The organism is Chryseobacterium sp. KCF3-3 (genome assembly GCF_045865955.1).
Lineage (GTDB): Bacteria > Bacteroidota > Bacteroidia > Flavobacteriales > Weeksellaceae > Chryseobacterium.
Map to the genome: position 1 here is coordinate 86,944 of NZ_AP035792.1, position 26,909 is coordinate 113,852.

The following is a 26,909-nucleotide window of genomic DNA, read 5'->3' on the forward strand; positions in this document are numbered from 1 at the left end:
TAACCAAAAATGACTTTTACAGAATTAATTGACAAAATAGAAATTTGGGATCACTGGCAGGGAGAATATAACCGTTTTGTGCCCCAGTTTGTAGCAGAAGCAGGTACAGGAAAAAAATGGGAAGATTGGGACAAGGAACTTTTTTATGAGTTTTTTATGCGTTCTGCAGACCAATGTGTTTCGTCTCTGAGGCAGGGATATTTTACCAATGCAGAAAAAGACCTTATCAAACGTAACTGGCCTGAGCTTTCCGCATTGTTACAGAAAATTGCCTTAAGCCAGGAGCAACCTTTATTTGAGACCTATCATCAGATCAAAGAACTGATCCGAATGTATACAGGCAATAATAAAAAAGCCGCAACCAACAGACTGATCGCTGGTTTGCAGCCTCAGCTGTTGTGCACCATTGTCAATCAGGACAAACTGGGACAGCTGGTGTACCTGTTGAATACTCATGTTGAGGATTTCAAAATGGAACTTACCTATGATTGGTTTGAGGACAGCCACCATCTGCTACAGATATTCAAAGAAAAGCTCAATAAAAACGGTTTTGAAATTGTGACCCTTCCATGGCAGGTTTACGATTATTTTCAGGAACAAAATAACCCATCTTCCAAAGAACAAAATAATATGAACAAAAATAAACTGGAACAGCAGATCCAAATTTTAGAATATAAAAAACAAATCATCCTGCAAGGCCCTCCGGGAACCGGAAAAACCAGACAGGCCAAAGAACTGGCTGTTGAATTATTGGGATTGAATAATACTAAAGAATTAAAAAATCATCCCCAGTTTAAACTTATCCAGTTTCATCCTAGCTATAGTTATGAAGATTTTGTAAGAGGAATTGTAGCGAAACCTGACGAGGAAGGAAATGGAATTATCTATGAGGCTGAAAACAAAGTTTTAGGTGATTTCATCAAAAGAGCGTGTGAACATTCTCAACTTATCAACGAATTCCCACATGCAGAATGGCTTGATGAAATGTTTGAACATTTTAAAACTTCCATAGAGGAAGAGTTGATTGCCAACGATCATAAAATACAACTTACCAATAAACTCTTTCTGACCCATATAGGAGAGAATTCTTTTCACATTTCCAGTGAAGGATGGAAAGGAGATCGATTAAAGTTTAGTGAGATTAAAAAATTATATAAATATAATATCACAAGAAAAGGAGAAACAATAGGATTTGATGATCTTGCAAAAACAGTGTATCACAGAACATCATATTATTTCCCAATGGTAGATAAATTCAGAAATTTTTTGGAAGGTAAATCTGCACCTGTTGATAATAAATCGCAATCTCATTCAGAGAATTATGTTCTAGTAGTCGATGAAATCAATCGTGCTAACCTGTCATCTGTACTAGGAGAATTAATTTACGCTCTTGAATACAGAGGCAAAGCAGTAGAAAGCGTATACGAAGTGGATGGTGAAAGGGATCTCATTCTTCCTCACAACCTGTACATCATAGGTACTATGAATACCGCAGACCGCAGTGTAGGACACATTGATTATGCGATCAGAAGACGTTTTGCTTTTATTGATGTATTGCCGGAATCTCTTGAACATGATACCAGTATTCATTTTAATACTGAAGGTTTTGAAAAAGTTTCACAATTGTTCTTAAACGGAAATGTAAGTGGTGAATTTGATGCGAAGGACGTTCAGTTGGGGCATAGTTATTTTATTGCCAAAAAAGAAGATATCGAGGATGGTCAGACAAAGGAGGAAATTTTCAGAATAAAAATGAATTATGAAGTAGTTCCTATTCTTCTTGAGTATGTGAAAGATGGTGTTCTTATCGGAAGCCATGACGGAAAAGATATTAAAGACTATATCAATACCTTGAAAATAAATAATTAATGGGAATTTTACTTTCGGAACATAAAAGTTTTCTGATCAAACGAGTTACTACTGAAGAGTCTTTTACCAATATAGCAGACGAACTGCTACATCTTGATGACGACTCTTTTCAGCTGTTTGCGGCTTTGGAAAGTAAAAAGTTCAACCATCAGTCTTATTCTTTTTCGGTGGTAAAAAGAGAAAATCATTGTGAGATTAAGGCAGATTATTTTGTAGGTATTGACTGGCTGGGAAATACCGGCAGAACCATTTATGTAGAACCCAAGATCAATGCTGGTTTGTCGCAGTACTTCCGGAACTGCCTCAATGAAGAAGAAAATTCTGTTCCTCTCCCTGAAACATATGATAACAAGGAAAAGACAGAGACTAAAGAAGTCAATTATCTTAAAATTCTTTTGGATGTCATGGCTTTGCCACAAACTGCACACTATTCAAAAGATGTTATCCAAATAGATTGGGATGCAAAATATATTGAAATAGATCATAAAGATGATCGTTTGACCCCTTTTCTTATTATACAGTTTTTACAGCATTTAAAAATAATTGTAAGAAAAGGATTGAAAAAGGCATATTATAAAGTCCAGGAAAATCTTAATAGTAGAGTGAAGGGCAAAGTATTAATAGGTCCGCATATAAAGAAGAATGTTTTTAAAAATAAACCCACCTCTGCTTTTTGTGAATTTCAGGTTTTTGGTGAAGATTATTTTGAAAACAGGTTTCTAAAGAAAGTATTGGTGTTTGCAACCAGCTATATTGAGAACAATCCTTCACTATTTTCTTCCAATATAGAATCTGTTCAACATATTTTAAATTATTGCAAGCCAGCATTTGAACATATCAGTACCGATGTTGATGGACTTCAATTAAAACATAGTAAAAAAAATGCGTTCTTCAATGAATATGGAGAGGCTTTACGAATAGGACAGTTTATTCTGAAACGGTTCTCGTATACGATTACGAAAACGACGCAGAAAAAAATAAAAACACCACCATTCTGGATTGATATGCCCAGACTGTTTGAGCTTTATTTTTATTATCAATTGATCAAAGCTAATCCTGAAGATGCTCATCATATTCATTATCAATTCAAAACCTACGGAAATCATCTGGATTTTCTGATCAGTAAACCAGGCTATGAAATGGTCATTGATACTAAGTATAAATTAAAATATACTAAAAGTCATATCCACAAAGACATCCGCCAGGTTTCAGGATACTCCCGTTTAAAGAAGGTTATCAACGAAATGAAAAGTAAAAATAAAGATTGGAAAGAAGATCAGATATTGGATTGTCTGATTATTTACCCTCATCTTCACCAGCCTGATAATGAGAATTCTAATAATCCTCCCTCATTATTGCATAACTTTTCAATTGAAAACATAAAAAGACAGTTTGATAATACTGATAATCAAATCACTGCTTATCATAAAATTTTTAAACTGGGAATAAATTTACCGGTAAGCTAATAAAGAAGCTTAATGACAATGAAGGTGTAAAATAATGTGAATACATTTAGATTCCTGCGGAATGACAAGGTGGGTGTTTCTGTGTGCGTGCATAGCCACTTACTTGCTCCCGACATAATACAAACTATTCGCTTAGACTATCCACAACGTTTGTCATTCCGTAGGAATCCAGACACAGAAAGCTTGTGATAATGAATGAGGATAAAATAAGAGTTTAGATTCCTGCGGAATGACAAAGAGGGTGTTTCTATGTACACGCATAGCCACTTACTTGCTCCCGACATAATACAAACTATTCACTTAGACTATCCACAACGTTTGTCATTCCGTAGGAATCCAGACACAGAAAGTTTGTGATAATGAAGGATGATAAAATAAAAGTTTAGATTCCTACGGAATGACAAGGTGGGTGTTTCTATGTGCGTGCATAGCCACTTATTTGCTCCGACATAATACAAACTATTCGCTTAGACTATCCACAACGTTTGTCATTCCGTAGGAATCCAGGCACAGAAAGTTTGTGATAATGAAGGATGATAAAATAAGAGTTTAGATTCCTACGGAATGACAAAGAGGGTGTTTCTATGTACACGCATAGCCACTTACTTGCTCCAGACAAAATACAAACTATTCACTTAGACTATCCACAACGTTTGTCATTCCGTAGGAATCCAGGCACAGAAAGCTTGTGATAATGAAGGATGATAAAATAAGAGTTTAGATTCCTGCGGAATGACAAAGTGGGCGCTTATTTGTGCGTGCATAATCTCTTATTTACTCCAGACATAATACAAACTGTTCACTTAGACTATCCACACCGTTTGTCATTCCGTAGGAATCCAGGCACAGAAAGCTTGTGATAATGAAGGATGATAAAATAAGAGTTTAGATTCCTGCGGAATGACAAAGTGGGCGCTTATTTGTGCGTGCATAATCTCTTATTTACTCCAGACATAATACAAACTGTTCACTTAGACTATCCACACCGTTTGTCATTCCGTAGGAATCCGGACACAAAAAGCTTGTGATAATAAATGAGGATAAAATAAGAGTTTAGATTCCTACGGAATGACAAAGAGGGTGTTTCTATGTACACGCATAGCCACTTACTTGCTCCGACATAACACAAACTATTCGCTTAGACTATCCGCTCTGTTTGTCATTCTGTAGGAATCCCAGCTGCGCAAAGTCTCCTGACTTTGAGCCAATAATAAAAGCAATTCCTTTACAATATGCTCCAAAGTCGGGAGACTTCGGAGAGCTGGAATCTCAATATAACACGTTTAAGTTTAGGCTAAAGCCAAAGGGATGTTTTCTTATTAAAATGGGCTAAAGCCCATTTCTATTGAATTTCTACTACAGACTAAGAGAGAAGAGTGCTGTCGAACCCAAACTCCTACGCCCTTCATAATACTTTAACACCCTTTATACCCTCTCCCCCGATAAATTTTCGTTCTTTTGCAAAAAGTTTTAATTTTTACCTAACCGCATGTCTAAGTTTGATGAAATCCGGTATTTCTATGATCAGGAAGTGAATGAGAGATTACAGAGCATAGCCCGTGATCCCATGATGAAAGCCTTTATGAATTTTACTTTTCCTGATACAAATGAGCAGGTTTGGCTGGAACAGTTTAAGAATGTTCATTCCATCAGTGATTTTCAGCATCAGTTTGTAGCCTTTGCCGTTCGCCAGATTCTTGCAAAAAGTTCTGATGGCTTAACGACTTCAGGATTTGATAAGCTGGATAAAAACACCTCTTACCTTTTCATCTCGAACCACAGAGATATCGTTCTGGATACTTCACTGCTTAATCTGGTATTGCTGGAAGGTGGTTATGTAATGACGGCTTCTGCTATTGGAGATAATCTTGTCCGCAAGAACTTCTTAAACGTACTGGCTAAACTGAACCGTAACTTTCTAGTACAAAGAGGTCTGCCGCTTCGTGAACAACTTACCAGTTCACAGACGATGTCTGAGTATATTAAAGAGCTGCTTCTTCAGGAAAACCGTTCTGTATGGATTGCCCAGCGTGAAGGCCGTACCAAAAACGGTAACGATTCTACCCAGCAAGGTGTTTTGAAAATGCTTGCCATGGCAGCCGGAGACCAATCATTGATAGATTATTTTAAAACATTAAAGATTGTTCCGATCTCCATCTCTTATGAGTATGATCCTACAGATTCGTTAAAAATGCCTCAGCTGCTGGCACAACACAGGGATGAGGAATATATTAAAGGGAAAAATGAAGATTTCACCAACATCATCAGCGGAATTCTGGGCCAAAAGAAACGCATTCACCTTCATGCCGGAAATGTTCTGGATAAAGAACTGGATGAAATAGCAGCAACTATTGACAATAAAAACAAGCAGCTGCAGGCCATTGCACAGGTAATTGACCGCTCTATCATCAGTAATTATAAGCTTTGGCCAACCAAGTACATCGCTTACGATCTGCTTCATAACACAAATACGTACGCTTCCGAATATACGGAACAGGAAAAACAGTTATTTGCCCGCAGACTTGAAATGCGCATTGATCCGTCGGATCCTGTTTCCAGAGAATATTTCCTGGCCATGTACGCCAATCCTTTGGTGAATAAACTGAAGGTTGAAGAAGAATCTAAAAACTAGTTTAGGATACTATAAAGATAAAAAACCACTGTTATTGAGCAGTGGTTTTGTTGTATTCTTTCAGATTTTTATTTGGATTGCGACATGGAGTCTACTTCTATGATTGCATCTGCAAACGCTTTTGGAGCTTCCTGTGGCAAATTGTGTCCAATTCCTCCCGTGAGAGTATGGTGCGCATATTGACCTGTAAATCTGGAAGCATAACTTTCCGGGGCAGGAAATGCAGCTCCGTTGGCATCGCCTTCCAGGGTAACAGTTGGAACTGTAATCGATGGAGATTTTGCCAGTTTCGCTTCAAACGCATCGTATTGTTTTTCTCCTTTAGCCAATCCCAGACGCCAGCGGTAATTGTGAATTACAATATCCACATGATCAGGATTATCGAATGCTTTAGCAGAACGCTCGTAGGTCTGGTCATCAAAAGTCCATTTTGGAGAAGCCGTTTTCCATATCAATTTGTTAAATGCCATAGTATTCGCTTTGTACCCTTTATACCCTCTTTCTGTTGAAAAATAATACTGATACCACCATAAAAATTCAGCGTTGGGGGGAAGAGGTTTTTCGTTTGCTTTTGGGCTTCCTATTAAATATCCGCTTACAGCCACCAAACCTGTACAGCGTTCAGGCCATAGTGCGGCCATAATATCAGCCGTTCTTGCACCCCAGTCAAAGCCGCCAATGATCGCTTTATCAATTTTCAGAGCATCCATAAAAGCAATGATGTCCAATGCAACAGCACTCTGCTGACCATTTCGTTTGGTATCCGGTGAGACAAAGGTAGTGGTTCCATAGCCTCTTAAATAAGGAACTAACACACGGTAGCCTTTTTCAGCAAGTATAGCGGAGGACTCTTCAAAACTATGGATATCATAAGGCCATCCATGAAGAAGGATCACAGGTTTTCCATTGGCTGGACCTACTTCTGCATATCCAACGTTCAACAGTCCGGCTCTTATTTGCTTTGTATTCTGGAAAGCAGTTTTTACAGCTAGGTTTTCAATGTTTTTCCCACCAGTGGTATACGTCTGTGCTTTTAAAGACAAAAGCCCCATTCCCATCAAAATAAACAGGGATAAAATGGATTGTATTTTTTTACTGAAATTCAATGTAGTATTCATAATAGTGATGTTTTGTGATGGTAAAATTATGGTAAAGCAGAGCTCGAAATAAGGACAACTACTTTGAACAGGTCATATTGAATGGTGAATACTGATTTTCGGGTGGTAAACCGGACAGCTTCCCTACTCTTCTTCACTGGTTTTACTTTCAAAAGAAAGGATTCCTGATGGATAAAAAAATACCACATCTGATAAAAACCTCATGATAATCATCCTATTAAGAGTAAAATTGTTTATATTTAATTAGATATATGCAAAGAATTGTCATGTTGTAAAAGGCAGGATAATTGCAATAATCTACGAAATCACACAAAATAAGACTTATGAATGTACAGTTAGACCCACAATCTAAGACTGAAGAGAATGCTGTTGATCATTTCCGTTCAGATGTTTTGAACGGACTCCAGAATACTCCTAAAAAATTATCTTCAAAATATTTTTACGATAAGATCGGCGATCATCTTTTTCAGCAAATAATGGCCATGCCTTCCTATTATCTGACCCGTTGTGAACTGGATATTTTCAAAAATAAAACAGATGAACTTATAGATCTGCTTATTCCAGGAGACGAACCTTTTGACCTGATTGAATTAGGAGCAGGAGACGCCATGAAATCGACCTACTTACTTGAACAGCTGATCAGGAAAGGGATTGACTTTACTTACATGCCGATTGATATCTCAGGAAATATCCTTTCCATACTCCACAAAAAACTAAGCAGCCAGCTTCCGGAAATGAAAATTACCTGTCTGGAAGGAGATTATTTTGAAATGCTTCAAAAAACCGCTTCCTTATCGGACCGGAGAAAAGTTGTTCTATTTTTAGGAAGTAATATCGGGAATATGACTCCTGAAGAAGCTGATGATTTCTGCCTGCATCTGAATAACAATCTATCTCCAAAAGATCGTGTATTGATAGGATTTGACCTCAAGAAAAATCCACACATTATTCTGGAGGCTTATAATGACAAAGAAGGAATTACCGCTTCTTTTAACCTAAATCTTCTTACCCGTATCAACAATGAACTGGGTGGTAATTTTGATCTGAAACAATTTCAGCATTACCAGACTTATGATCCGGTTACCGGAGCCTGCAGAAGTTTTCTGATCAGCCTTATCAGCCAGGATGTGACGATTGACAATACAAAGATTTCTTTTGATGAAAACGAACTTATCGACATGGAAATCTCACAGAAATTCTCTCCTGAAAAGATCAGGGAATTGGGCGAAAAATCAGGTTTTACCATCACAGGAGAGATCAAAGATGCTAAAAAATGGTTTGTAGACAGCATCTGGCAGGTAAAATAAAAAAAGATGATACACACAGCACATCTGCAAAAGTGAAAAAATAAAACCTCCTTATTTCATTGAAATTCAATCATTAAAAAACTAAAAGACATGACACCAGAGATCACCACAAAAGATATTACTAAAAAGTATAAGGACATCCGCAGACGTTCTGAGGAAATCTGTGCTCCACTGGAAATCGAGGATTATGTAGTACAGCCGATTGTAGATGTAAGCCCTCCGAAATGGCATCTGGGTCATACCACCTGGTTTTTTGAGACTTTCATTCTTACCCCGCATTTTCCGGATTATAAAGTTTTTGATCCACAGTATAATTTTGTTTTCAACAGCTACTATGAGACCATCGGAGCACGGGTGATCCGCACTGACCGCGGAAACCTCAGCCGTCCTTCTGTTTCAGAGGTGTATCAATATCGAAAATATGTAGATGAGCATATGGAAGCTTTTCTTGAAAGCTCATTTCTAACAGAAGCTCTTGAACCGCTGTTGGAACTGGGGCTTAACCATGAGCAGCAGCACCAGGAATTATTAGTCACCGACATTAAATATATTTTAGGACATAATCCGCTTTTCCCTGCCTATACAAAAGAAGAAAAACCCAGACAAAACAGCTCCGAAGATCTCGAAATGCTCAGGTTTTCCGAAGGAGTTTATGAAATTGGATATAAAGGAGATGGATTTTGCTTTGATAATGAATTAGGAAGGCATAAAGTATATCTTCCAGACTTTGAAATTGCCAGCCGTCTCGTCACCAATAGTGAATATTTAGAATTTATGAAAGCAGGCGGGTATGAAGATTTCAGACACTGGCATGCGGAAGGATGGGACTGGGTGAAACAGAATGCTGCAAAATCTCCGCTATACTGGCATTATATCGAAAATAAATGGATGTATTATACCCTCAACGGCTTACAGGAAATAGACCCTGATGCTCCATTGTGCCACATCAATTTCTATGAAGCCTCTGCTTTTGCCTCCTGGAAAGGAATGCGTCTGCCCACTGAAGAAGAATGGGAAACGGCTTCCGTTTATTTTGACTGGGGAACACGCTGGGAATGGACAAATTCTGCTTATCTGCCTTATCCTCATTTTAAGAAAGAAGCAGGTGCTGTAGGTGAATATAACGGGAAATTCATGATCAACCAAATGGTTTTAAGAGGAGCTTCGGAAGCCACACCTCCGGGACACAGCAGAAATACATACCGCAATTTTTTTCAGCCCAATTTAAAATGGCAGTTCACAGGAATCAGACTTGCTCAGTAATTTTTTACCGATGATCACAGTAGAATCAATTTCAAAGAGTTTTAATGGAAAAAAAGCAGTAGATCAAATTTCTTTTCAGGCATTTGATCAGGAGATTCTTGTTCTTTTAGGAACCAGCGGGTGCGGGAAAACCACCACGCTTAAGATGATCAACCGTCTCATAGAAGCAGATTCCGGAAATATTTTCATAGATGACAAAAACATCCGTGATCAGAAAGCCGAGGAACTGAGAATGGGAATTGGTTTTGTCATGCAGCATTCGGGGTTATTTCCCCATTACACGATTCAGCAGAATATTGCAGTAGTTCCTGAGCTGTTGAAATGGGACAAAAAGAAAACAGAGAGAAAAACGCATGAGCTTTTGGCTAAACTCCATCTTTCTGAAGAGGTACTTTCCCGATTCCCCCACGAGTTGAGCGGCGGACAACAGCAACGTGTAGGTATTGCAAGAGCCTTGATTGCAGATAATCCTGTTTTGCTGATGGATGAACCTTTCGGAGCACTTGATACGATTACCAAGGCTGATATTCATTCTGAATTTAAATCTTTGGAAGAACTTAAAAGTAAAACCATCATACTGGTTACTCACGATGTACAGGAAGCCTTTGAGTTGGGACATAGGATTTGTCTGATGGATCAGGGAAAAATTGTACAGACTGGTACTCCCAGTGAAATGCTTTACCATCCTGAAAATGACTTTGTACTTGATTTTTTTGCTAAAAACCGTCTTTTATTAGAGTATAAAGTAACATCGTTGCATCATATCAGTCCGTTTCTTACGCCTGAAAATTCATACTACAGACCAAACGGTACGGGTAGTACAAGTGTCTGGGATATTTTACAGCAATTGAGTTCTGATCACCAAAACGCTGAAGTGTATGAAGAAGTGGTCAGAGCATTTAATCAGTATAGAAAATCACAGATGGTATGACGCAGCAACAGAGTCTTTGGCAATTTATTGCGGAACAGCACGAAAAACTAACCACTCAGATTATTCAGCATCTTGGGCTTACCTTTTTGTCTTTGCTTCTGGCTATCATTGTTGGAGTGCCATTAGGAATACTTATTTCCAGAAAAAAGAAACTTTCAAGCCCGGTGCTGGGTATTGCCGGTATTTTACAGACCATTCCGAGTATTGCATTGCTGGGATTTATGATTCCTGTTTTAGGCATTGGCCCGAAGCCTGCTATTGCCGCTTTATTGATCTATGCTCTCCTTCCCATTATCCGGAATACCTATACCGGAATTACGGGTGTAGATCCGGCAGTCATTGAGGCAGCCAAGGCCATGGGAATGAACAGAAGCCAGCTTCTTTTTAAGGTAAAGCTACCTTTAGCCATGCCGGTTATCATCGCAGGCATCAGGACAGCTGCTGTTATTAATGTTGGAGTGGCTACTCTTGCCTCTTTTGTGGCAGCAGGTGGTTTGGGAGAGTTTATCTTCGGAGGAATTTCACTCAACAATACGAATATGATATTGGCTGGGGCCATTCCAGCGGCATTATTGGCTGTTTTTCTGGATCAGGTTATTGCCATGATTCAGAAATCGGGGTACCGTTTTTTTCAAAAACTGAAATATATTCTTCCTGTTATTCTTATTATTCTGGGAATAGGATATGTTCTGATTTTTGGGTCACACCGTACAATTAAAGCGGGTTTCACACCGGAATTTATGGGGAGACAGGATGGTGATATCGGACTTCGTTCAGTCTATGGACTCAATGTGAATCCTCTTGTGGTAAGCGATGCGATTATGTATAAGGCTGCTTATGAGAATGAACTGGATCTGATCAGCGGATATTCTACAGACGGCAGAATCAAAGCCTATGATCTGTATGTACTGAATGATGATAAAAAAATATTTCCCCCTTATTATGCAGCTCCCATCATCAAGACCAAAACTCTGAAAAAATTTCCGGAATTGGAAACAACTTTAAACCTACTGGCTGGAAAGTTCAGTGATTCTATCATGACGGATCTGAATTACAGAGCTGATCATCTTCATCAAACCCCGGAAAAGATTGCAAAAGATTTTCTCATCAGAAATAATCTGTATAAAAGTTCCCGAAAAGGAAATTCCGGAACTGTGAGAATTGGTTCAAAAATCTTTGGGGAACAATATATTCTCGCAGAAATGTATACCCTGCTTATTGAAGGATACACAGATTATAAAGTGGAAACGAAAACAGGGTTAGGAGGAACAAAAATATGTTTTGATGCTCTAATGAATGATGCCATAGATTTTTACCCTGAATATACGGGAACAGGGCTTCTGGTTCTTTTAAAGCCAACAGCAGAGACTATCAAAAATGTTTCCAAAAGTCCTGGTACAACCTATCAGTATGTGAATGCAGAGTTTGAAAAACAATATGGAATTCAATGGCTTAAACCGTTGGGGTTTAACAATGCTTATGCTCTGATGATGCGAAGAAAACAGGCTGAAAAGCTTCATATCAAAAATATATCTGATCTTACCCATTATTTTGATCAATAGTCTTTTGAAAACAATCAGTTTTTTCAAAAATAGTATCTTCGTATCTTAAAAAATTTGACAAAATGAAGAAAATGCTATTTCTGGCCTCCGCTCTACTTGTTCTCAATTCATGTGTGGTAAGAACGGCTACAAAAGTAGTATCAGGCGCAGTAAGCTTAAGTTATAAAGCAGTAAAAGGAACTGTAAACGGAATCAGCTGGGCCGTAAGCAAGGCGAAAGGAAAAATTGATGAAGACCGTGTGGATGGTACATGGAAAATCGTAGGTGTGTATCGTGGTTCTTTCGAGGATTTTTCAAAAGATCAGAATCCTGATGGTTCATTTACTTCGGAATGTACGGAAGGTTTTGATCAGATTGTTTTCAAGGCTAAAAAATCTAAATTCAAGCCTGTACATTGCAGCACACAGGATGAAGATTGGGTAAAATATTCTATGGAATTTGGAAAAAATCCTTCCACGAAAGAAAAGGAAAACTATATTGAGTACAATTCCAACAATTATATTTCTGTGATTGATGTTACTAATAAAACTATGGTTCTGGAAGGCAATCTGATGCCTAAATTAGGATTTTCCGGAGCTAAATTATATCTTCTTGAAAAGGTAAAATAGAAATACAGAGGGTGAGGTTATTTCAAAAACTGCTCTGCAATAAAATAACCTCCTCCTACTACCAATAATGGCAAAGCGATAGAAATCAGCACCAAAGGCCACACAAAAATTCTGAAATAAGTATACAAACTTACGGAAGACGGATCGTCAGGATTATAAATAACAGTTTCTGTTTCTCCTACTGACCAGGCTGAAGGATTGGTACCTTCCGGCAGTTCGTAGGTATATTCTATATTATTCCGGGCCTGGAAGGTAAACAGAGGGCTAAATACTATTCCATCCGAGTCTTCATATTCTCTCAATGAAGTAACGGTGGCTGTAGCCTTTTCAGCTTTGTTTAAGAATGAAAGAGTGCTTCTGAAGCTCAGCAATGCTGCCACAAACAGAATGACTCCTGCTCCCAGGATGATATAATATTGCCACATAGCTTTCGTTTTATTTCTGTTCATAATTTGATATCCTGGAAACAAATACACACCTATTGCATTTATTTCCAGATTGATACCCCGAATATACAAAGATTTTCATTGCATAAGCAGTTATCGGGTTTCTATCTCAACAATCTTCTTCCCTTCCTTTCCCAGATAATGAAGCACAAGCTTTTCATAAACCTTATAGCCATCATCAATATTGGTGAAAATTACAACTCCTTTACCTGAATTAGGCAATAGGATAGCAATACATTGTGTGCCTTTATCAGCGCCACTGTGTGATAAAGCATAATCACCATTTCCAAGGTCATATATTTCGAATCCCAATCCAAAATATTTATTCTCTTTTGTTTTGACCTGCTTTTTGATCATTTCCTGAAAAATTTCTGGTTTCAGATTTTTCCCTTTCATAACACTGATCATAAAATTTCCGTACTCTTCTATCGTGGTATGGAGATCATCAGCGGCATTGGCTGTATTATTTTTTTCGATGAGGTAAGCTTCCCTTTTTTCATTATATCCTGTTACAAATCTTGCTTCATCAGTGTTTTTATCCCAAATGTAACTGGTATCCTTCATTTTGAGAGGCTGGAAGATGAGTTCCTGTGCCAGCTGCTCCAACGTTTTCCCAAATTTCTTTTCCAGTGCTTTCCGAAGGTATTCAAAACCTTCTCCTGAGTATTGGTATTTGGTGCCGGGATCAAACTGAAAATTCAGCTTTTTATCTGTATTCATCCATCTCCAGTTCGGGAAACCTGTCTGGTGGCTTAGGATCATTCTGGTTGTTAATTTTTGATGCCTAGGATCGTTCGCAATATCAGGATCTATCCAATAGGTATCAAGAGGTTCATCCAGTTTCCACTTGCCTAAACTTATCAGTCGTAAGGCTACCATTGCTGTAACAGGTTTGGTGAGTGAGGCTACATTAAATAAGGCATTATGAGGTGCTGAAATTCCTTTTTTTATTTCACCAAAAACTTTTACCTGCTGTAATTTTCCATCTTCGATAATTCCTAATCCAAGAGCAGGAATATTATTTTCTTTCAACCAGCTTTGCATAGACTGTATAGGGCATAAAACAAATTATCTAAAAGTATAGGAATATAAAAATGCCGAAAAAAGCCCAAAAATAAAGAGGTTTACGCCTATTTAAGCCAAATTTTAAATAAAAACTAATTATCCGATAACTACCATTAATTACCATTTAACTACCATATTAAAATGCATTAATTACCATTAATAAGCCTTATCTACCGGTAAGGCTTTTATTATTCCTTATAAAGACCATAAAACGCCCAAAATAAGCCTATTTCTACTTTAATACCTAAGCCTATACAGTTGAAAAAAGTCGATGAAATTACCATTTTCCTGAAATTAGCAATATGATACGGAAAATATACATTTTTCATTTAAATGGACATTTAGGTGGACGCTTAGGTGGACAAAAAAGAATGTTTTTAATACTTATAAGTGAGGTGTAATTACATAAATAGCTATGAAAACACAATAAATTAACTATTTAAACAAGGGTGTAATTACATAATTTATATAAGTGTAAATATTTAAATATATGATTATCAGGTAATTAAAAAGTATTAACAAGAGATTTAAAAGATAATAGGATAATTTGCCCTCTAAAATAGAGTATTAAATCTTATACTTGCCTTTACCATCGCAAGTGCCTTGATGCTTTCCAAAGGAAATTCTACGGTTTGATGATGTTGATTATGAGAGATAAATTCTGCATAACCTTCTTTACTTGATTTTTTTAAAAATTTACAAAAAAAGTAGTCATCCCCTTCATGGGATACATAAATAAGATACATTTCCCCCCAAATTATATTATATATATTGTGTATAACCTTATACGCCACTATATCACCGCTTTTTAAGAGAGGGTACATAGAATCTCCTCTAACATGTAACGCTCCATCACATTTAGGTAAATTAGGAATTGTAATATGATCTATAGGAATACTCTGAGGGTTTTCTGCAAATACTTGTGAAACTCCAGCAGTAGCTGGTAAATCATACAAAGGGATCGTGTTACTATCAGCGAAGGGTTCTGCTGTTTTAGATTGATGAAAAGTTTTATCAATTTCATAACCATTATTCCCCTTTAACATTTCACCTTTTCCTGTTAATAACCATTCAGAATTTATATCAGGATAATTGTTCAAAATATTGAACAATTTACTAGATGTAACATCACTATCCGCACCCGATCCAGAGAAATTAGACTTTACTAAGCCAATATTTTTAAAAAAATCAACCTTATTAATTCCTTTAAAATCAACATATTGCATTAATCTCTCTTTAACAATGTTCATTATTTTGAATTTTTATTTGTGTAGTTCAATATTTTGTACTTATATTTGTTTCATAATCGAAACAGAAAAAGCAATGGACAAACCTACAAAAAAAAGATTAAGCTACAATACGGAAATCATTAAAGCTCTTTCCACGGCTTACCAGTTTTCAGAATATTTCATCCGAGAATGTGTAAAAGGAAATAAAAAAAGCCTTACAGCAGACAGAATCCGAAAGGAATACAACGAGATGAACAATCCGACACTAAATAAAATAGAAGAGTTCCAAAAAAACAACTGATATGAAAAAAGCCAGACTTTCTTTTAAAAGGTTCCTTAAAAACTTACTGCCAAAGGATATAATTCCTTTTAACGATGAAGGAACAGATACAGAACTACACTGTTATAAGCTATTCGGGCAATATATAAAGATAACACAATTTGTAAAGCCTATTGATCCGAATGATGAGCAATGCGAATATCTTGGAATTATATAATAATATATCCCGTCACGGTTTAACGTGGTTTCGACACCACGACGGGAACAAATAAAAAGCATCACCATGCAAGAGAAAAAAAAATCATACGAATATCATAATAACATACTTTCCATTCCGGCAAGTCTGCTGTATGAGGATTGGGCAATGATGAGTTATGATGCATACTTAAAGAAATGCCAAAGAGGTGAATTGACTCGATCACGTCCGGGTAAAGGTAAAGGAAGTGATGCATTATTAAGCTATCACGACCTGCCGGAACACTTAAAAGCCCTATGTATTGAAAAATTGGGACATTACACCAAAACAGTAAGACGAAATGACTTAGAGCCTTATATCGTTCCTGATAAGAATGTGATAGATTTCTTTGCTAGGCACAGAAATCCTGACGGAAAAACAATATCAGAAAAAAAACAGGTAGAACGTGCTACCAACTGTCACATTTTAAATGCTATTAAAAACCTTTTAAAAGATAAAAACTATATCTCCAAAAGCAAGAAGATGAAAACGCAGATCTGGGAGGAGATTTCTAAAGCTGTAAATGAACTGGATGAAGAAAAATGGAATCATTCTCTGCCCACTTCTTCCAAAAATCTTAAAATACGCTTTTTGCGCTACGAAAAAGAGGGCTGTGCTTCATTTATCCACAAAGGGGAAGGAAACCAGAGAACAGCCAAAATAAAAGGCGATATTGCCGACTTTATCCTCGCTACTTATTGCCTTCCGGTAAAATATAGCATTCCTGAAACTCTGGCAAAATACAATGCCGTAAAACAGGAAAACCAGTGGGCGGATATTACAGAAGGAGCTATAAAAAACTATCTGGACAAACCGGAAATAAAAAGAATCTGGACACTTGCCCGCCACGGTAAGCAGGCATATGACAGAAAATTCAAGCATACAACTTCAAGAGATAAACAGCGCTGGTTCCCGAATGTGTATTGGGCAATTGACGGTACTAAACTGGATTTAGTGTACTATGATCCTGAAAGCTCATCAAAAATGAGTGCCATTGAGCGTATTAATGTTGTTTTTGATGTGTACTCTGAAAAGATAATCGGCTGGAGTCTTTCGGAAACAGAAAACCACACCGACCACTTTAAGGCGTTAAAAATGGCGGTACAGTCAGCAGAATGCCGTCCATATTTGTTTACGTATGACCAGCAATCGGGGCATAAATCGGCAAAAATGCAAGAGTTATACAGCATTTTGGTTGCTAAAGACGGAGGAACACACTACCACCATAGGGCAAGGAGCCACAGCTCACCGGCTGAGGGATTGTTTAACCTCTTCCAGGAACAGGTAATTACAAAATTTTGGAATACAGACGGACAGGGAATAACAGTAAAAACCGATGATGCCAAAGGAAATCCTGAATTTCTTATGAAGTACAAAGATCACCTCCCTACCAGAGATCAGGCATTAAAACAATGGGAAACTGCGGTAAGAACATGGAACGCCGGAAAACATTCCCTGAAAGATAAAGCAAGAAATGAGGTGTATAATGAGGAAATGCCAGAAAAAGAAACACTGGAACTTCAAGAGATCATGCGCTATATGTGGATTGAGGAAAAGAAAAAGCCAATCACCTACAGAGCAGAGGGTATCAGCGTAGAAGTAGCGAAAAAGGTTTACAAATTTGAAGTTTACGATCACGAGGGCAATATTGATATAGAATTCCGTAGGCTTCATGTAGGCAGCAAGTTTATTGTACGCTACGATCCTGACCAGATGGACGGCTTTATCCAGCTATTACAGACGAACCAATACGGTGAGACCTATTTTGTAGCCTACGCAGAGCCTAAACGAAAAATTGAAACTGTACCAAAATTAATGCGTCCTGGCGAAAAAGAACAGTGGAACAAAGATCACAGCATCCGGGATAAAGAGTACGAAAGGGATAAAAAAGAATATGAAGCCCTTTGCAGACGTACCGGTATCACTCCGGAGGCTCTTATTGCACAGCAGGAGTTTGAAGTGAAAATGCAGGGAACCCTCAATAAAACAATCAATATCAAAACAGACAAAAAGAAAAGTTTAATCACCCAAATATAACGGCTATGACAAATCAATATAAAAGCATCATTGCAAAAGAAATGTTCCGCCTTGCAGGAGACGGCAAAAAAAGAAAGGATGTAACCTTTAAATACTCACAGGTCGGATTATCCAATAAGCTCGGAATTTCCAATGCTTATGTAAGCAACATGATTGCCGGAAAGTGGGATAATATTTCGGATGCCATGTGGAGAAAAGTACAGAATATTCTCAATATAGACTTTGACTGGAATATCGCAGAAACTACCAACTATGTAAATGTTACAGAACTCTTGGCAAAGGTACAGCAGAAAAACCTCACTGTAGGAATAAGCTATGATGCAGGTGTGGGAAAAAGTCAGGCATATATAGATTATGACCGCTTAAACCATAATGTCATCTATGTAGAGTGTAAAATATACTGGAAAACAAAATCCTATGTCAAAAACCTGCTGAATGCAGCGGGATTGGAAGCAGAGGGAACAACAGAACAGATGATTGATACTTTCATCAGTCATGTTATGGGACTTGAAAATCCTATTATCATTATTGATCAGATGGATAAGTTGAAAGAAGGAGCATTTGACCTGTTTATGGATATGTATAACGATTTATTCAGATGCTGCGGGTTTGTGGTATCAGGAGTTCCCGCCCTTAAAAAAAGAATATTGAGAGGAGCCAAAAACGATAAGATCGGCTACCGTGAAGCATACAGCCGCCTCCATAAAACCTTTATAGAGCTTTCCCCGATTGATCAGGAAGATGTAGAAGTGATATGCAAAGCAAACGGTATCACAGACGAGGAGGAAATCTCTTTAATATTCAACCAGTGCGATGGTGACCTTAGAATCGTAAGAAAGGACGTAACAAAATATTTCATTTTACAAGAAGCAGTATAGAATATGAATAGTGAGACAACATACAAAGTTCCTCCCGCTTACTCGTATTCGGATATTGCAAAAATGAAGTTCAACACCCTTCCTTTTGAGGGGGACTGGAAAGAGCTAATAGGCACGCCGGAGGTTGCAGGAAGCTGGATCATCTGGGGAAAGTCAGGAAATGGTAAAACCAGATTTGCGCTGCAGTTGGCAAAGTATCTGGCAGGCTTTCAGAAAGTATACTACAATTCATTAGAAGAGGGATTGAAACTTTCCTTTAAAAATGCACTGGAAGCCAATAACATAAAATCCGTAGGCAGCAAATTCTGTTTTCACAAAGAGAAACTGCAACAGATGAGGGCAAGGCTGGATAAAGACAGAAGCCCGAATATAGTAATCATAGACAGCTTACAGCATTTCAGGATAAAAGAAAGTGACTACTACAGCCTATTAGAGGATTACCCTAAAAAGTTATTCATTTTCATAAGCCACGCACAGGGAACGGAACCAAAGGGAGAATTAGCAGACGAAATACGCTATAACTCGGATGTAAAGATAAGAGTACACCAGTTTGTAGCCTCGCCGGTAGAAAATACCAGATATGGAGGTAATAAGCCTTACATCATCTGGGATGAGGGAATGAGAAATGCACAAATAAAACTGACTTAAAAAAAAATTATGAAACTAAACGAACTTATAGACGATATACTCGCCCTCGACAGCTTCTACAATTACCTGAGCTGGTACGAACGCTGCTGGCTCCATCTGTTTAGAATAGATAAGGTAGAAGGTTACGCCAGTCCCAGAATTGCTACTCTCGCAAATTTCGTGCATGAAACCGGCTGGAAAGCTCCAAACCGAAAACCCGGACAGGACAAATTAGGGTACTATTTTGAAGATGAGCAGTGGCAGGATATGGACGATTATCCTAAAAATCACCCAGAAATAACAAAACAAATTAAAAATTTACAATATGAGTAACGAAATTTTTCCACCAACAGAAGAAGAGTTAACAAGGATTATCCAGTCTTTAGAACTCAGATTACAAGATTACAGCTACCAGGACGAATGGGTGCAAATCCACGAAGAACTATTAAAGAAAAGAAATGAACTACAAGAATTAACCATTAAAAATAACGCATTATGACTTTAGCAATTTTAATCATTACACACATTCTCTATTTCGCAAAAGTATTAGATGGCTGGGCGGATAATAAAACAAGAGGTTTGCTTACAGGAGCATTATTAACGCTGGTATGCTGGCAATATAGCACAACGTTAGGAATTGTAACCCTTTGCTACACCATTGTAATTCTGATTGGCACTGCAATTATTCAAAGTTTAAACAAATAATAAAATATTATGAACACTAAAAAAGTAGTTAAAAAACTTAATGATCTGGGATTTTTTACATCAATCCTGATCGAAAAACAAGAAAAAGTTACGGCTGTTATTGAAAGCCAATTGAATGACGTAAAGCTTAAAAATATTGTGAAGGCTTTCACTTCTGAGAAATATAATAGTGAAATCAAGATCAAAGAAGGAAAGCTGGTCATTGAAATTACAGAAAACTACATCCGCAGATATACTGCCACAGTGAGAATGCCAGATCCTATCTTCCCTTTTCATCTTCCGCCAATTAGATGTAATCACCATTAAAGTAACAATTTATGAAAAACAGAGTAATCAACATCTACATTGTAGAAATCGAAGAGCATGGAATTAAAAAATTTGTAAAAATGTACGTAACCGATGCTTTCTGTTATCTCGAAACTTTTCACAAAGGAATGCAGATTATCACTAGGATAAGCGAGGATAAAGCAACACAATTAATTAATAAAGCCTCATGAAATCAGTAACAATTTATTTAAACAAAGAGAAAACGGCTTTTAAAGTTGTAAAGCCATCCACAGAATTTAACGGAGACTGGAAAGGTCTTGTAGATGGAGTAACAAACGGATTTTACCACTCATTTAAAGTATTTTAATTATGGAAACTATAGATATCACGGCACTAACCCCGGAACAGAAAAAAGCTCTACAGGCAGAGCTGGAAGCCGAACATAAAGAAGAAAAAAAGAAAAAAGCAGAAAATAAAAAGATACTCAAAGGTATCGAAGCCGATATCGTTCTGGGTGAGATAGATTTTTTCATAGGTATAAGAGACAATGTAGAGGAAAGGATCACTAACCTTTTTAAAAAAATAGAAACTGCCATCGAGCTTCGTGCTGAAGTGTACGGAAATACAAAACGAGATCAGGATAGCCACACATTTACATTAGATGACGGCACTGCAAGCATTAAAATAGGCTGGAACGTGCGCCCTTCCTTCAATGGAACCGAAGCTGAGGGAATTGTAAAGATCAGAGAGTATGTGTCTTCATTGGCAGGTGAAACCGAAAACGAAAAAATCCTTATGGAAATGCTCAATATCGCATTCAAAACAGATGCACAGGGGAATTATGATCCTAAAAAAGTACGTGACCTCAATAAAATGCGTGATCGTGCCAATAGCGAGCTGTTTAATGAAGGAATGGACATCGTAAATGATGCAATGATTGATATAAGAACCTCCCGCTTTGTACGTGGCTACAAGATGGTAGACTTCGGAGACGGTATCATAAAGCGTGTAAACTTTAATTTCTCTATTGATTAACATGGAAATAATCTTATTACTACTAACAGCGGGTTTTATTTTCGGAGTTGTAGTGGGTGTAGTATTAGCAATGATCATCATGCATCTTACAGAGCCTGCACCTGAAATATAAAAATATCCCAAACGGTTTTTATCGGAGGTTCGATTCCTCCGGTGGGAGCAAAAGAAACAAAATGAAATATTTATTAGTAAATGTAAGTGGTGGCAGATCATCGGCGATGATGGCTAGGCATATTCAAACTTCAGATAAGTATAAGGATTATGAAAAATTGTTTGTGTTCTGTAATACAGGCTTAGAACGACCGGAAACCATCCAATTTTTAAAGGATCAGATTAAATACTGGGATTTACCTCTTTATCTTATTGAAGGTGTTTATTCGATAAAAAAAGGTGTTGGTATTAAATCTAAACTGGTTGACTTTGACAGCATGGATATGGAAGGAAAACCATTTACGCAGGCAATGCAACAGATGAATAAAAATAAGTGGGTTGGGGTTCCGAATGAAGCTGTACCGTATTGTTCCGATTATCTAAAAAAAAGAGTTGCTCACCATTTTGCAAAACAGGTTTTTGGGACAGGTAATTATATTTCTGCAATTGGATTCCGCAAAGAAGATATGCCAAACCGTATAACGTGGAAAGAAATCTGTATTGATAAAAAAAGAATTTTCCCGCTTTTAACCGATTTTAATTTGTTTGTAGATCAATTTGAGTTAAACAGGTTTTTTGATAAAGAACAGTTCAAACTAAAAATACATTCAAAAATAGGTAATTGCGTGTATTGTCAAAAAAAATCAGATAGAAACTTGATTGAGGCAATACAGTTTGACTTACGAAAACAAGACTTCCGATATATTGACTGGTACAGAAACCAAGAGCAACAATATGAAAATAAATTTTTCAGAGGCAATTTATCCATTGATGATCTTGTAAGGTCTGCTCAATGTGCATTGAATGACGGAACTCAATTAGAAATGTTCTCTGATATCGGGGAAGCATGTATGTGTAATAGTTATTAAAATTTACAATATGGCAACAAAAAAACAATTAATGACAATCCTTTCCAAAGCTGGCGTTACTGAAGATGAACGCAGAGCCCTTGTACTGGAATGGACACACGGACGTACAAACAGCGTCAGAGGACTTACTCCCGATGAACTCACCGGACTTTGCAATACACTTTCTCAAAGACAACAGCAGGTAAGCAAAGAAATGGACAAAAAACGTAAAAGAGTGATCGCTGCTGTTTTCGGAATGTACACGAAAATGAATAAAAAAGTCTCTATGGCTTATGTTATTGGAACAATCTGCCAGGCTGCAAAAGTAGATGATATTAATAAAATACCCTCTACAAGGTTGGATAGTCTTTACAATGCTTTTTCCAATGCTCAGAAAGATTTAAACTTCACCAGCCGGCTAACCGGCTCCTGGATAATGGAACAGACCAGCTATAATTAAAATCATTGATAATATGAAATTACATGTATTAAAGACACTCAACCCCTATTTTGATGATGTCTTCCACAGGAGAAAAGATTTTGAAGTAAGGGAAAATGACAGAAATTTCCAAGTAGGTGACAGAGTTCAGCTGATTGAAATTGTACAGGAAGGCAGTCCCCAAAGATATGTTCTAAAAGAGATTAAATACATTTTACATGGTGGTCAGTTTGGAATAGTTCCCGGATGGGTTGTGTTAGGATTAAAAGAGCCATCAAATTTAAGGTATTAATTATGATCCTGACAAGATTAGGGAATAAAAGAAAAATGGTCAAGGATATTGCAAGTTATTTTCCGAGCCACAGGATGAGAATAGAGCTTTTTTTTGGCGCAGGAGGAAGCTATTTTTATCTGCCAAAGCCAAAATATGCTATCGTGAATGATCTTGATGATGATGTGTATAATTTATACATGGTTATAAAAAACAATCTCGAAGAATTTAGACAGGAAATTCAAATAGTACCAATCACAGAAACACTTTTGAAATATTGGAAACAAAATGAGGAAAGAGATCCAGTAAAAAAAGCTGTGAGATTTATATTTCTTTCCAATTTCTCATACATGGGAAAGGGAGATACTTTGAGATTTGGACTTGATAATGCAAAGATTTCAATACTTAAAAATTTGAATGCAACATTTGAGGCTTTAGAGAATGTAAAAATAATGAATAGGGATTTTAGGGATGTACTTTCAAAAATTTCATTTACAAAAGGCTTAAATGACAAAGATAAATGTTTTGTGTACCTCGATCCGGTTTATTTAGATACAGAGCATTTTTATAGAGTTCCAAATTGGAAAAATGATGATTCGGTTGACTGCCTTGAAATAGTTGCTAATTGTGGTATAAAATCAGCGATGTCTGAATTTGATCACCCTTTTATAATAGCTGAAGCCAAAAGGCTTAATCTTAATATTATTCCAATAAAAAGCCGGGCGAATATTAAAAACCGTCGAACCGAAATATTAATAACAAATTATGACTGCAATCAAATGCGAATAGATTACGAAATATAAAATACATTAAATATGAAAGCAAACGCAGAACATTATAAAGCTATTGCCTTTGTAGACCGCTACAAAGAAGCTAACAAGAATACAGTTCACAGAGTACGACAGTATGATCCGAAACTAAGAATGTGGACACTGGAAGCCATAATCACAGACGAAAATGCTCTAAAGTTTTCAGAGGAAAACAGAAAAAATAAAAGACGGCAGCGTGAAAAGGAAAAAAGAGAAAAGAACAAAACCGTTAAAAAATTTGTAATCCCTGCAAAACCAGTGGTAGAAACTACAAAACAATCTATGCCGACAAAGCCCCGCTCTCAAATGCGCCTTAATGTAGTAAGATTACATAAGGAAGGTAAAAAGTTCAAAGAGATTGGTGATATGTATAATGTTTCAGAGAATAGTGCCAGAGTCGCCTATCACAAAGAAATCCACGGGAAATGAAAGTTGACTTTAAAACCAATAAACAGACAGTAATTGCAGTTAATGCTCTTTTATCAAGATATGATAATATTGAGTTCTATTCGCTTAATAAGCGGCAAAAAGTGCCTTTCGCAATGAGGATGGAACTCCGGTACATTTTCATAAAAAAAACTATGAGCTGCAACCCTGCAAAAGATTTTAAAATGAAGCTGCCTTATTATCTGGCAGATGAGTTACTGGATGTTATAAGAGAATATTGTGAGTCTGGAGCCTATAATAATGGAATAGAACTGCTCAAAAACCAATTACACCCACAATTATTATGAGTAGAGAATACATTGCAATGCACAAAAAGTGCGACAAAAAAATATACTTCAAATATGATTTTTTTGGAGTTTTAGAAGAGGTGAAATTTTACGGGGAACGATGGAAAGAAGAGCAGGTAAAATGGATTTTTGAGAGCAAACGCAATCATTATTCTGAAAGCGAAATGATAAAGCTCTGCGAAAGAAAAGACATGGACTTTGATTATAGAGCTATACCTACAGATTTGAGCTTTGAAAACTTTTGGAATACCTATGGTTACAAAAAAGGAAAATTACTGCGGGCTCAGCGTCTCTGGGGTGATTTAAAAGATGCTGAAAGATTGGAGGCTCTGCTCTACATTCCAATATATAAGCAATCTAAACTAATAGACAAAACAGCAATGCTATATCCCGAAACATTCCTATATAATAAAGTGTGGCTAGCCGATAAGATTTAAAAACCATTTAAAACCTTTTTAAAATGAATGATACTATAATAATAGGAAACAACACCAAAGCTGACGAACTGGAAGAGTTTTATAAGATGCTTGAAGAAAAATATGGAGAGGTTTTCAGCAGGGTTCCTCCTCCCTTAGAAAAAAGTTTTTCCGAACTCTTAGAAGAGATTGCGACTGCATCTAGCAGCTTAGAAAAATTTAATCACTCTGCCATAAGAATTGATCGGAATAATAGAAACTCGGTTAATCCAAACGAAAGAAACTATAGAAATAAAAGAAAATGGTAAATATAAACGGGTACATATATGATTATGCCGAAATTATTGAAGCCTTACAGAAAAAAGGATATATAGTAATTTGTGAAGAGCATAATCCTGATAAGCGTGGAAATATAAAAAGAGAATGGCACGCCTTTAAAGCAGGAGAAAGCCCTAATCCATTAAATACAATGGAAAGTGTCGCATTAAAAGAATTTCATAAAAAACCACCATTAAATTAATAGGTTACGGAAAGCCGTAACCTTTTTTTATTTAACCTCTATACATTTGAAATATGGAAAATGATAACACAAAAATAACGCTGCATATTGAGTTTGAGGAAAACCCAATAGAACCACTCAATAATTACAATGAATTTGAGGACTTTGAAAGATTGGAAAGGTTGATCCTTTATAAAGTTAGAAAAGCAATTGAAGAAAAGCGTCTTATTATAACCTTCATGAATATTCCGAACGAAAGTAAAGCAGACTTGACAGCAATTTTAAAAGAACTTTAAAACTGTTTTAAACCATTTCTTGTAAATTTGACAACCTTTATTATTATATTTGAAAATTAAATTTATCTATACAATATGAAAAATATACTATTCTTTCTACTATTATCAGTTTTTGCTTTTGGACAGGACTTTGCAAAAGACACTTTGATGGGTGAAGGAACCCAGCCAGCCACTATTTTAAGAATGGGAAATAATAAAGTATTTATTATCCAAAATAAAGAGCTTCAAACCCCTTATACAAAACAGAAGGATGGAAGTTTTACATCAAATGGAGTTCCTTATGTTAATATAAGTTTGGATAAAAAAAAATTTGATGGAGATATGTATGAGTTCATGAATGAGCTTTTTGATAAATCGGATGTAGAGAACCAGTTTAGCAAAGAAATAATAGATGTAGATGATAAAAAGGCTTTTGTAAGGACAGCCAACAATGAAAAAAAGAAAAATCTATATATGTCTGTCAACTATCCTTTAAAAGACCGATTTTTAAATATATCCTTTGGCATTAACTATACTGATGACGATGATAAAACAAAAAAATATTATGCAATAAAAAATATTATACAAAATGGCTTTAGGACTTTAGAAAACTACTATTCATACCGTAAGGAATAACGCCAGCTTGTGAGAATAAAAAACGCTCTTTATCTTTGTATTATGACAAGAAAAGAGCGTTTAAATTACAGGAATGAAAAGGTTAGGGAGTTTTTTACCAACCTTGAAAGAAAGCATCCGCAATGGAAGCTCTCGGCTCTTTTGGAAGAAACAGCCTCACAATTTCCTCCCATTTCTCCGGCAACTGTTTCCGCAATCCTAAAGGAACAGGGTACTTATTCAAAAAAAGTAAAAATTTAACCGGTTTATTAAAAAATTATTATATTTGCATT

The 26,909-nt window shown here is 36.7% G+C and carries 35 protein-coding genes, 1 pseudogene and 1 riboswitch; of the genes and pseudogenes, 32 read left to right on the forward strand and 4 right to left on the reverse strand.

Going from position 1 to position 26,909, the window contains the following annotated elements; translation table 11 throughout:
• The first annotated feature begins 9 nt into the window (after positions 1-9).
• From ACKTTZ_RS00295 to ACKTTZ_RS00305, 3 genes are all read left to right on the forward strand, one after another.
• A complete protein-coding gene (locus ACKTTZ_RS00295) occupies positions 10-1,869 on the forward strand; it encodes an McrB family protein (RefSeq protein ID WP_407846927.1) in 1,860 nt (619 codons plus the stop codon).
• Positions 1,869-3,335, forward strand: a complete 1,467-nt coding sequence (locus ACKTTZ_RS00300; protein WP_407846928.1) for a 5-methylcytosine restriction system specificity protein McrC — start codon at positions 1,869-1,871, stop codon at positions 3,333-3,335. The genes ACKTTZ_RS00295 and ACKTTZ_RS00300 overlap by 1 nt, the downstream gene beginning before the upstream one ends.
• Before the next feature lie 1,489 nt (positions 3,336-4,824).
• Positions 4,825-5,967 (forward strand): 1-acyl-sn-glycerol-3-phosphate acyltransferase, encoded by a 1,143-nt coding sequence (locus ACKTTZ_RS00305; RefSeq protein WP_407846929.1) that lies wholly within the window; start codon positions 4,825-4,827, stop codon positions 5,965-5,967.
• A gap of 68 nt (positions 5,968-6,035) precedes the next feature.
• Here the strand turns inward: ACKTTZ_RS00305 and ACKTTZ_RS00310 are convergent, their stop codons facing one another.
• Positions 6,036-7,085 carry an alpha/beta fold hydrolase gene (locus tag ACKTTZ_RS00310; protein ID WP_407846930.1) on the reverse strand — a complete coding sequence of 350 codons (1,050 nt, stop codon included), beginning with the start codon at positions 7,083-7,085 and terminating at the stop codon, positions 6,036-6,038.
• A 721-nt stretch (positions 7,086-7,806) separates the two neighbouring features.
• Positions 7,807-7,963, forward strand: a riboswitch (Fluoride riboswitch).
• Between ACKTTZ_RS00310 and ACKTTZ_RS00315 the strand changes: the two genes are divergently transcribed.
• The 5 genes from ACKTTZ_RS00315 to ACKTTZ_RS00335 all read left to right on the forward strand — a co-directional run bounded on the left by ACKTTZ_RS00315 (position 7,928) and on the right by ACKTTZ_RS00335 (position 12,756).
• Positions 7,928-8,392, forward strand: coding sequence for an L-histidine N(alpha)-methyltransferase (locus tag ACKTTZ_RS00315; protein ID WP_253317535.1), 465 nt, complete (start codon positions 7,928-7,930; stop codon positions 8,390-8,392). It overlaps the preceding riboswitch by 36 nt.
• A gap of 90 nt (positions 8,393-8,482) precedes the next feature.
• Positions 8,483-9,655: an ergothioneine biosynthesis protein EgtB gene (gene egtB / locus ACKTTZ_RS00320; RefSeq protein WP_407846931.1), complete on the forward strand. Its 1,173-nt coding sequence runs from the start codon at positions 8,483-8,485 to the stop codon at positions 9,653-9,655.
• A 10-nt stretch (positions 9,656-9,665) separates the two neighbouring features.
• A complete protein-coding gene (locus tag ACKTTZ_RS00325) occupies positions 9,666-10,586 on the forward strand; it encodes an ABC transporter ATP-binding protein (RefSeq protein WP_034697202.1) in 921 nt (306 codons plus the stop codon).
• Positions 10,583-12,148, forward strand: a complete 1,566-nt coding sequence (locus ACKTTZ_RS00330; RefSeq protein ID WP_407846932.1) for an ABC transporter permease/substrate-binding protein — start codon at positions 10,583-10,585, stop codon at positions 12,146-12,148. The genes ACKTTZ_RS00325 and ACKTTZ_RS00330 overlap by 4 nt, the downstream gene beginning before the upstream one ends.
• A 62-nt stretch (positions 12,149-12,210) precedes the next feature.
• The gene (locus tag ACKTTZ_RS00335; RefSeq protein WP_034697205.1) at positions 12,211-12,756 is read left to right on the forward strand and encodes a hypothetical protein; all 546 of its coding nucleotides are present in this window, start codon (positions 12,211-12,213) and stop codon (positions 12,754-12,756) included.
• Between the two features lie 17 nt (positions 12,757-12,773).
• On the opposite strand, the gene ACKTTZ_RS00340 is transcribed toward ACKTTZ_RS00335, so the two are convergent.
• The 3 genes and pseudogenes from ACKTTZ_RS00340 to ACKTTZ_RS00350 form a co-directional block, all read right to left on the reverse strand.
• Positions 12,774-13,205, reverse strand: a complete 432-nt coding sequence (locus tag ACKTTZ_RS00340) for a DUF3592 domain-containing protein (protein ID WP_034697206.1) — start codon at positions 13,203-13,205, stop codon at positions 12,774-12,776.
• Between the two features lie 90 nt (positions 13,206-13,295).
• A pseudogene (locus ACKTTZ_RS00345) lies at positions 13,296-14,252 on the reverse strand (serine hydrolase domain-containing protein); the annotation flags it as partial.
• Between the two features lie 569 nt (positions 14,253-14,821).
• On the reverse strand, positions 14,822-15,517 hold the full coding sequence (locus ACKTTZ_RS00350) for a helix-turn-helix transcriptional regulator (RefSeq protein ID WP_407846933.1): 696 nt from the start codon (positions 15,515-15,517) through the stop codon (positions 14,822-14,824).
• A gap of 73 nt (positions 15,518-15,590) precedes the next feature.
• Here ACKTTZ_RS00350 and ACKTTZ_RS00355 point away from each other — a divergent pair, with 73 nt between their 5' ends.
• The 24 genes from ACKTTZ_RS00355 (at position 15,591) to ACKTTZ_RS00470 (ending at position 26,877) form a co-directional block, all read left to right on the forward strand.
• Complete coding sequence (locus tag ACKTTZ_RS00355; RefSeq protein WP_407846934.1) at positions 15,591-15,797, forward strand: hypothetical protein; 207 nt, start codon at positions 15,591-15,593, stop codon at positions 15,795-15,797.
• Position 15,798: 1 nt separating this feature from the next.
• Positions 15,799-15,993 carry a hypothetical protein gene (locus tag ACKTTZ_RS00360; protein ID WP_407846935.1) on the forward strand — a complete coding sequence of 65 codons (195 nt, stop codon included), beginning with the start codon at positions 15,799-15,801 and terminating at the stop codon, positions 15,991-15,993.
• A 66-nt stretch (positions 15,994-16,059) separates the two neighbouring features.
• Positions 16,060-18,048: a hypothetical protein gene (locus ACKTTZ_RS00365; protein ID WP_407846936.1), complete on the forward strand. Its 1,989-nt coding sequence runs from the start codon at positions 16,060-16,062 to the stop codon at positions 18,046-18,048.
• Positions 18,049-18,053: 5 nt separating this feature from the next.
• Positions 18,054-18,926 (forward strand): AAA family ATPase, encoded by an 873-nt coding sequence (locus ACKTTZ_RS00370; protein WP_407846937.1) that lies wholly within the window; start codon positions 18,054-18,056, stop codon positions 18,924-18,926.
• 3 nt (positions 18,927-18,929) lie between these two features.
• Positions 18,930-19,574 (forward strand): hypothetical protein, encoded by a 645-nt coding sequence (locus ACKTTZ_RS00375; RefSeq protein WP_407846938.1) that lies wholly within the window; start codon positions 18,930-18,932, stop codon positions 19,572-19,574.
• A 9-nt stretch (positions 19,575-19,583) separates the two neighbouring features.
• Positions 19,584-19,886 (forward strand): hypothetical protein, encoded by a 303-nt coding sequence (locus ACKTTZ_RS00380; protein WP_407846939.1) that lies wholly within the window; start codon positions 19,584-19,586, stop codon positions 19,884-19,886.
• Positions 19,879-20,052, forward strand: a complete 174-nt coding sequence (locus ACKTTZ_RS00385) for a hypothetical protein (RefSeq protein WP_407846940.1) — start codon at positions 19,879-19,881, stop codon at positions 20,050-20,052. The genes ACKTTZ_RS00380 and ACKTTZ_RS00385 overlap by 8 nt, the downstream gene beginning before the upstream one ends.
• Positions 20,049-20,258 carry a hypothetical protein gene (locus ACKTTZ_RS00390; RefSeq protein WP_407846941.1) on the forward strand — a complete coding sequence of 70 codons (210 nt, stop codon included), beginning with the start codon at positions 20,049-20,051 and terminating at the stop codon, positions 20,256-20,258. The genes ACKTTZ_RS00385 and ACKTTZ_RS00390 overlap by 4 nt, the downstream gene beginning before the upstream one ends.
• A gap of 9 nt (positions 20,259-20,267) precedes the next feature.
• Positions 20,268-20,564, forward strand: a complete 297-nt coding sequence (locus ACKTTZ_RS00395) for a hypothetical protein (protein ID WP_407846942.1) — start codon at positions 20,268-20,270, stop codon at positions 20,562-20,564.
• Positions 20,565-20,575: 11 nt separating this feature from the next.
• On the forward strand, positions 20,576-20,755 hold the full coding sequence (locus tag ACKTTZ_RS00400) for a hypothetical protein (RefSeq protein ID WP_407846943.1): 180 nt from the start codon (positions 20,576-20,578) through the stop codon (positions 20,753-20,755).
• The gene (locus ACKTTZ_RS00405; RefSeq protein WP_407846944.1) at positions 20,752-20,892 is read left to right on the forward strand and encodes a hypothetical protein; all 141 of its coding nucleotides are present in this window, start codon (positions 20,752-20,754) and stop codon (positions 20,890-20,892) included. The genes ACKTTZ_RS00400 and ACKTTZ_RS00405 overlap by 4 nt, the downstream gene beginning before the upstream one ends.
• Before the next feature lie 2 nt (positions 20,893-20,894).
• Positions 20,895-21,560: a DUF3164 family protein gene (locus ACKTTZ_RS00410; protein WP_407846945.1), complete on the forward strand. Its 666-nt coding sequence runs from the start codon at positions 20,895-20,897 to the stop codon at positions 21,558-21,560.
• Between the two features lie 173 nt (positions 21,561-21,733).
• Positions 21,734-22,579: a phosphoadenosine phosphosulfate reductase gene (locus tag ACKTTZ_RS00415; protein ID WP_407846946.1), complete on the forward strand. Its 846-nt coding sequence runs from the start codon at positions 21,734-21,736 to the stop codon at positions 22,577-22,579.
• Between the two features lie 10 nt (positions 22,580-22,589).
• On the forward strand, positions 22,590-23,018 hold the full coding sequence (locus ACKTTZ_RS00420) for a hypothetical protein (RefSeq protein WP_407846947.1): 429 nt from the start codon (positions 22,590-22,592) through the stop codon (positions 23,016-23,018).
• A gap of 13 nt (positions 23,019-23,031) precedes the next feature.
• Positions 23,032-23,289, forward strand: coding sequence for a DUF3850 domain-containing protein (locus ACKTTZ_RS00425; RefSeq protein ID WP_407846948.1), 258 nt, complete (start codon positions 23,032-23,034; stop codon positions 23,287-23,289).
• Positions 23,290-23,291: 2 nt separating this feature from the next.
• Positions 23,292-24,071 carry a DNA adenine methylase gene (locus ACKTTZ_RS00430; RefSeq protein ID WP_407846949.1) on the forward strand — a complete coding sequence of 260 codons (780 nt, stop codon included), beginning with the start codon at positions 23,292-23,294 and terminating at the stop codon, positions 24,069-24,071.
• A 12-nt stretch (positions 24,072-24,083) separates the two neighbouring features.
• Positions 24,084-24,506 carry a hypothetical protein gene (locus tag ACKTTZ_RS00435; protein ID WP_407846950.1) on the forward strand — a complete coding sequence of 141 codons (423 nt, stop codon included), beginning with the start codon at positions 24,084-24,086 and terminating at the stop codon, positions 24,504-24,506.
• Positions 24,503-24,811 (forward strand): hypothetical protein, encoded by a 309-nt coding sequence (locus tag ACKTTZ_RS00440; protein WP_407846951.1) that lies wholly within the window; start codon positions 24,503-24,505, stop codon positions 24,809-24,811. Before ACKTTZ_RS00435 ends, ACKTTZ_RS00440 begins: the two co-directional genes overlap by 4 nt.
• Positions 24,808-25,248, forward strand: coding sequence for a hypothetical protein (locus ACKTTZ_RS00445; RefSeq protein ID WP_407846952.1), 441 nt, complete (start codon positions 24,808-24,810; stop codon positions 25,246-25,248). The genes ACKTTZ_RS00440 and ACKTTZ_RS00445 overlap by 4 nt, the downstream gene beginning before the upstream one ends.
• A gap of 23 nt (positions 25,249-25,271) precedes the next feature.
• Entirely contained in the window at positions 25,272-25,535 is a 264-nt protein-coding gene (locus ACKTTZ_RS00450; RefSeq protein WP_407846953.1) for a hypothetical protein, read from the forward strand.
• Entirely contained in the window at positions 25,529-25,747 is a 219-nt protein-coding gene (locus tag ACKTTZ_RS00455; RefSeq protein ID WP_407846954.1) for a hypothetical protein, read from the forward strand. Before ACKTTZ_RS00450 ends, ACKTTZ_RS00455 begins: the two co-directional genes overlap by 7 nt.
• Positions 25,748-25,800: 53 nt before the next feature.
• Complete coding sequence (locus tag ACKTTZ_RS00460) at positions 25,801-26,022, forward strand: hypothetical protein (RefSeq protein ID WP_407846955.1); 222 nt, start codon at positions 25,801-25,803, stop codon at positions 26,020-26,022.
• A gap of 75 nt (positions 26,023-26,097) precedes the next feature.
• Complete coding sequence (locus tag ACKTTZ_RS00465; protein WP_407846956.1) at positions 26,098-26,637, forward strand: hypothetical protein; 540 nt, start codon at positions 26,098-26,100, stop codon at positions 26,635-26,637.
• 42 nt (positions 26,638-26,679) lie between these two features.
• Positions 26,680-26,877, forward strand: coding sequence for a hypothetical protein (locus ACKTTZ_RS00470; protein WP_407846957.1), 198 nt, complete (start codon positions 26,680-26,682; stop codon positions 26,875-26,877).
• Positions 26,878-26,909 lie beyond the last annotated feature (32 nt).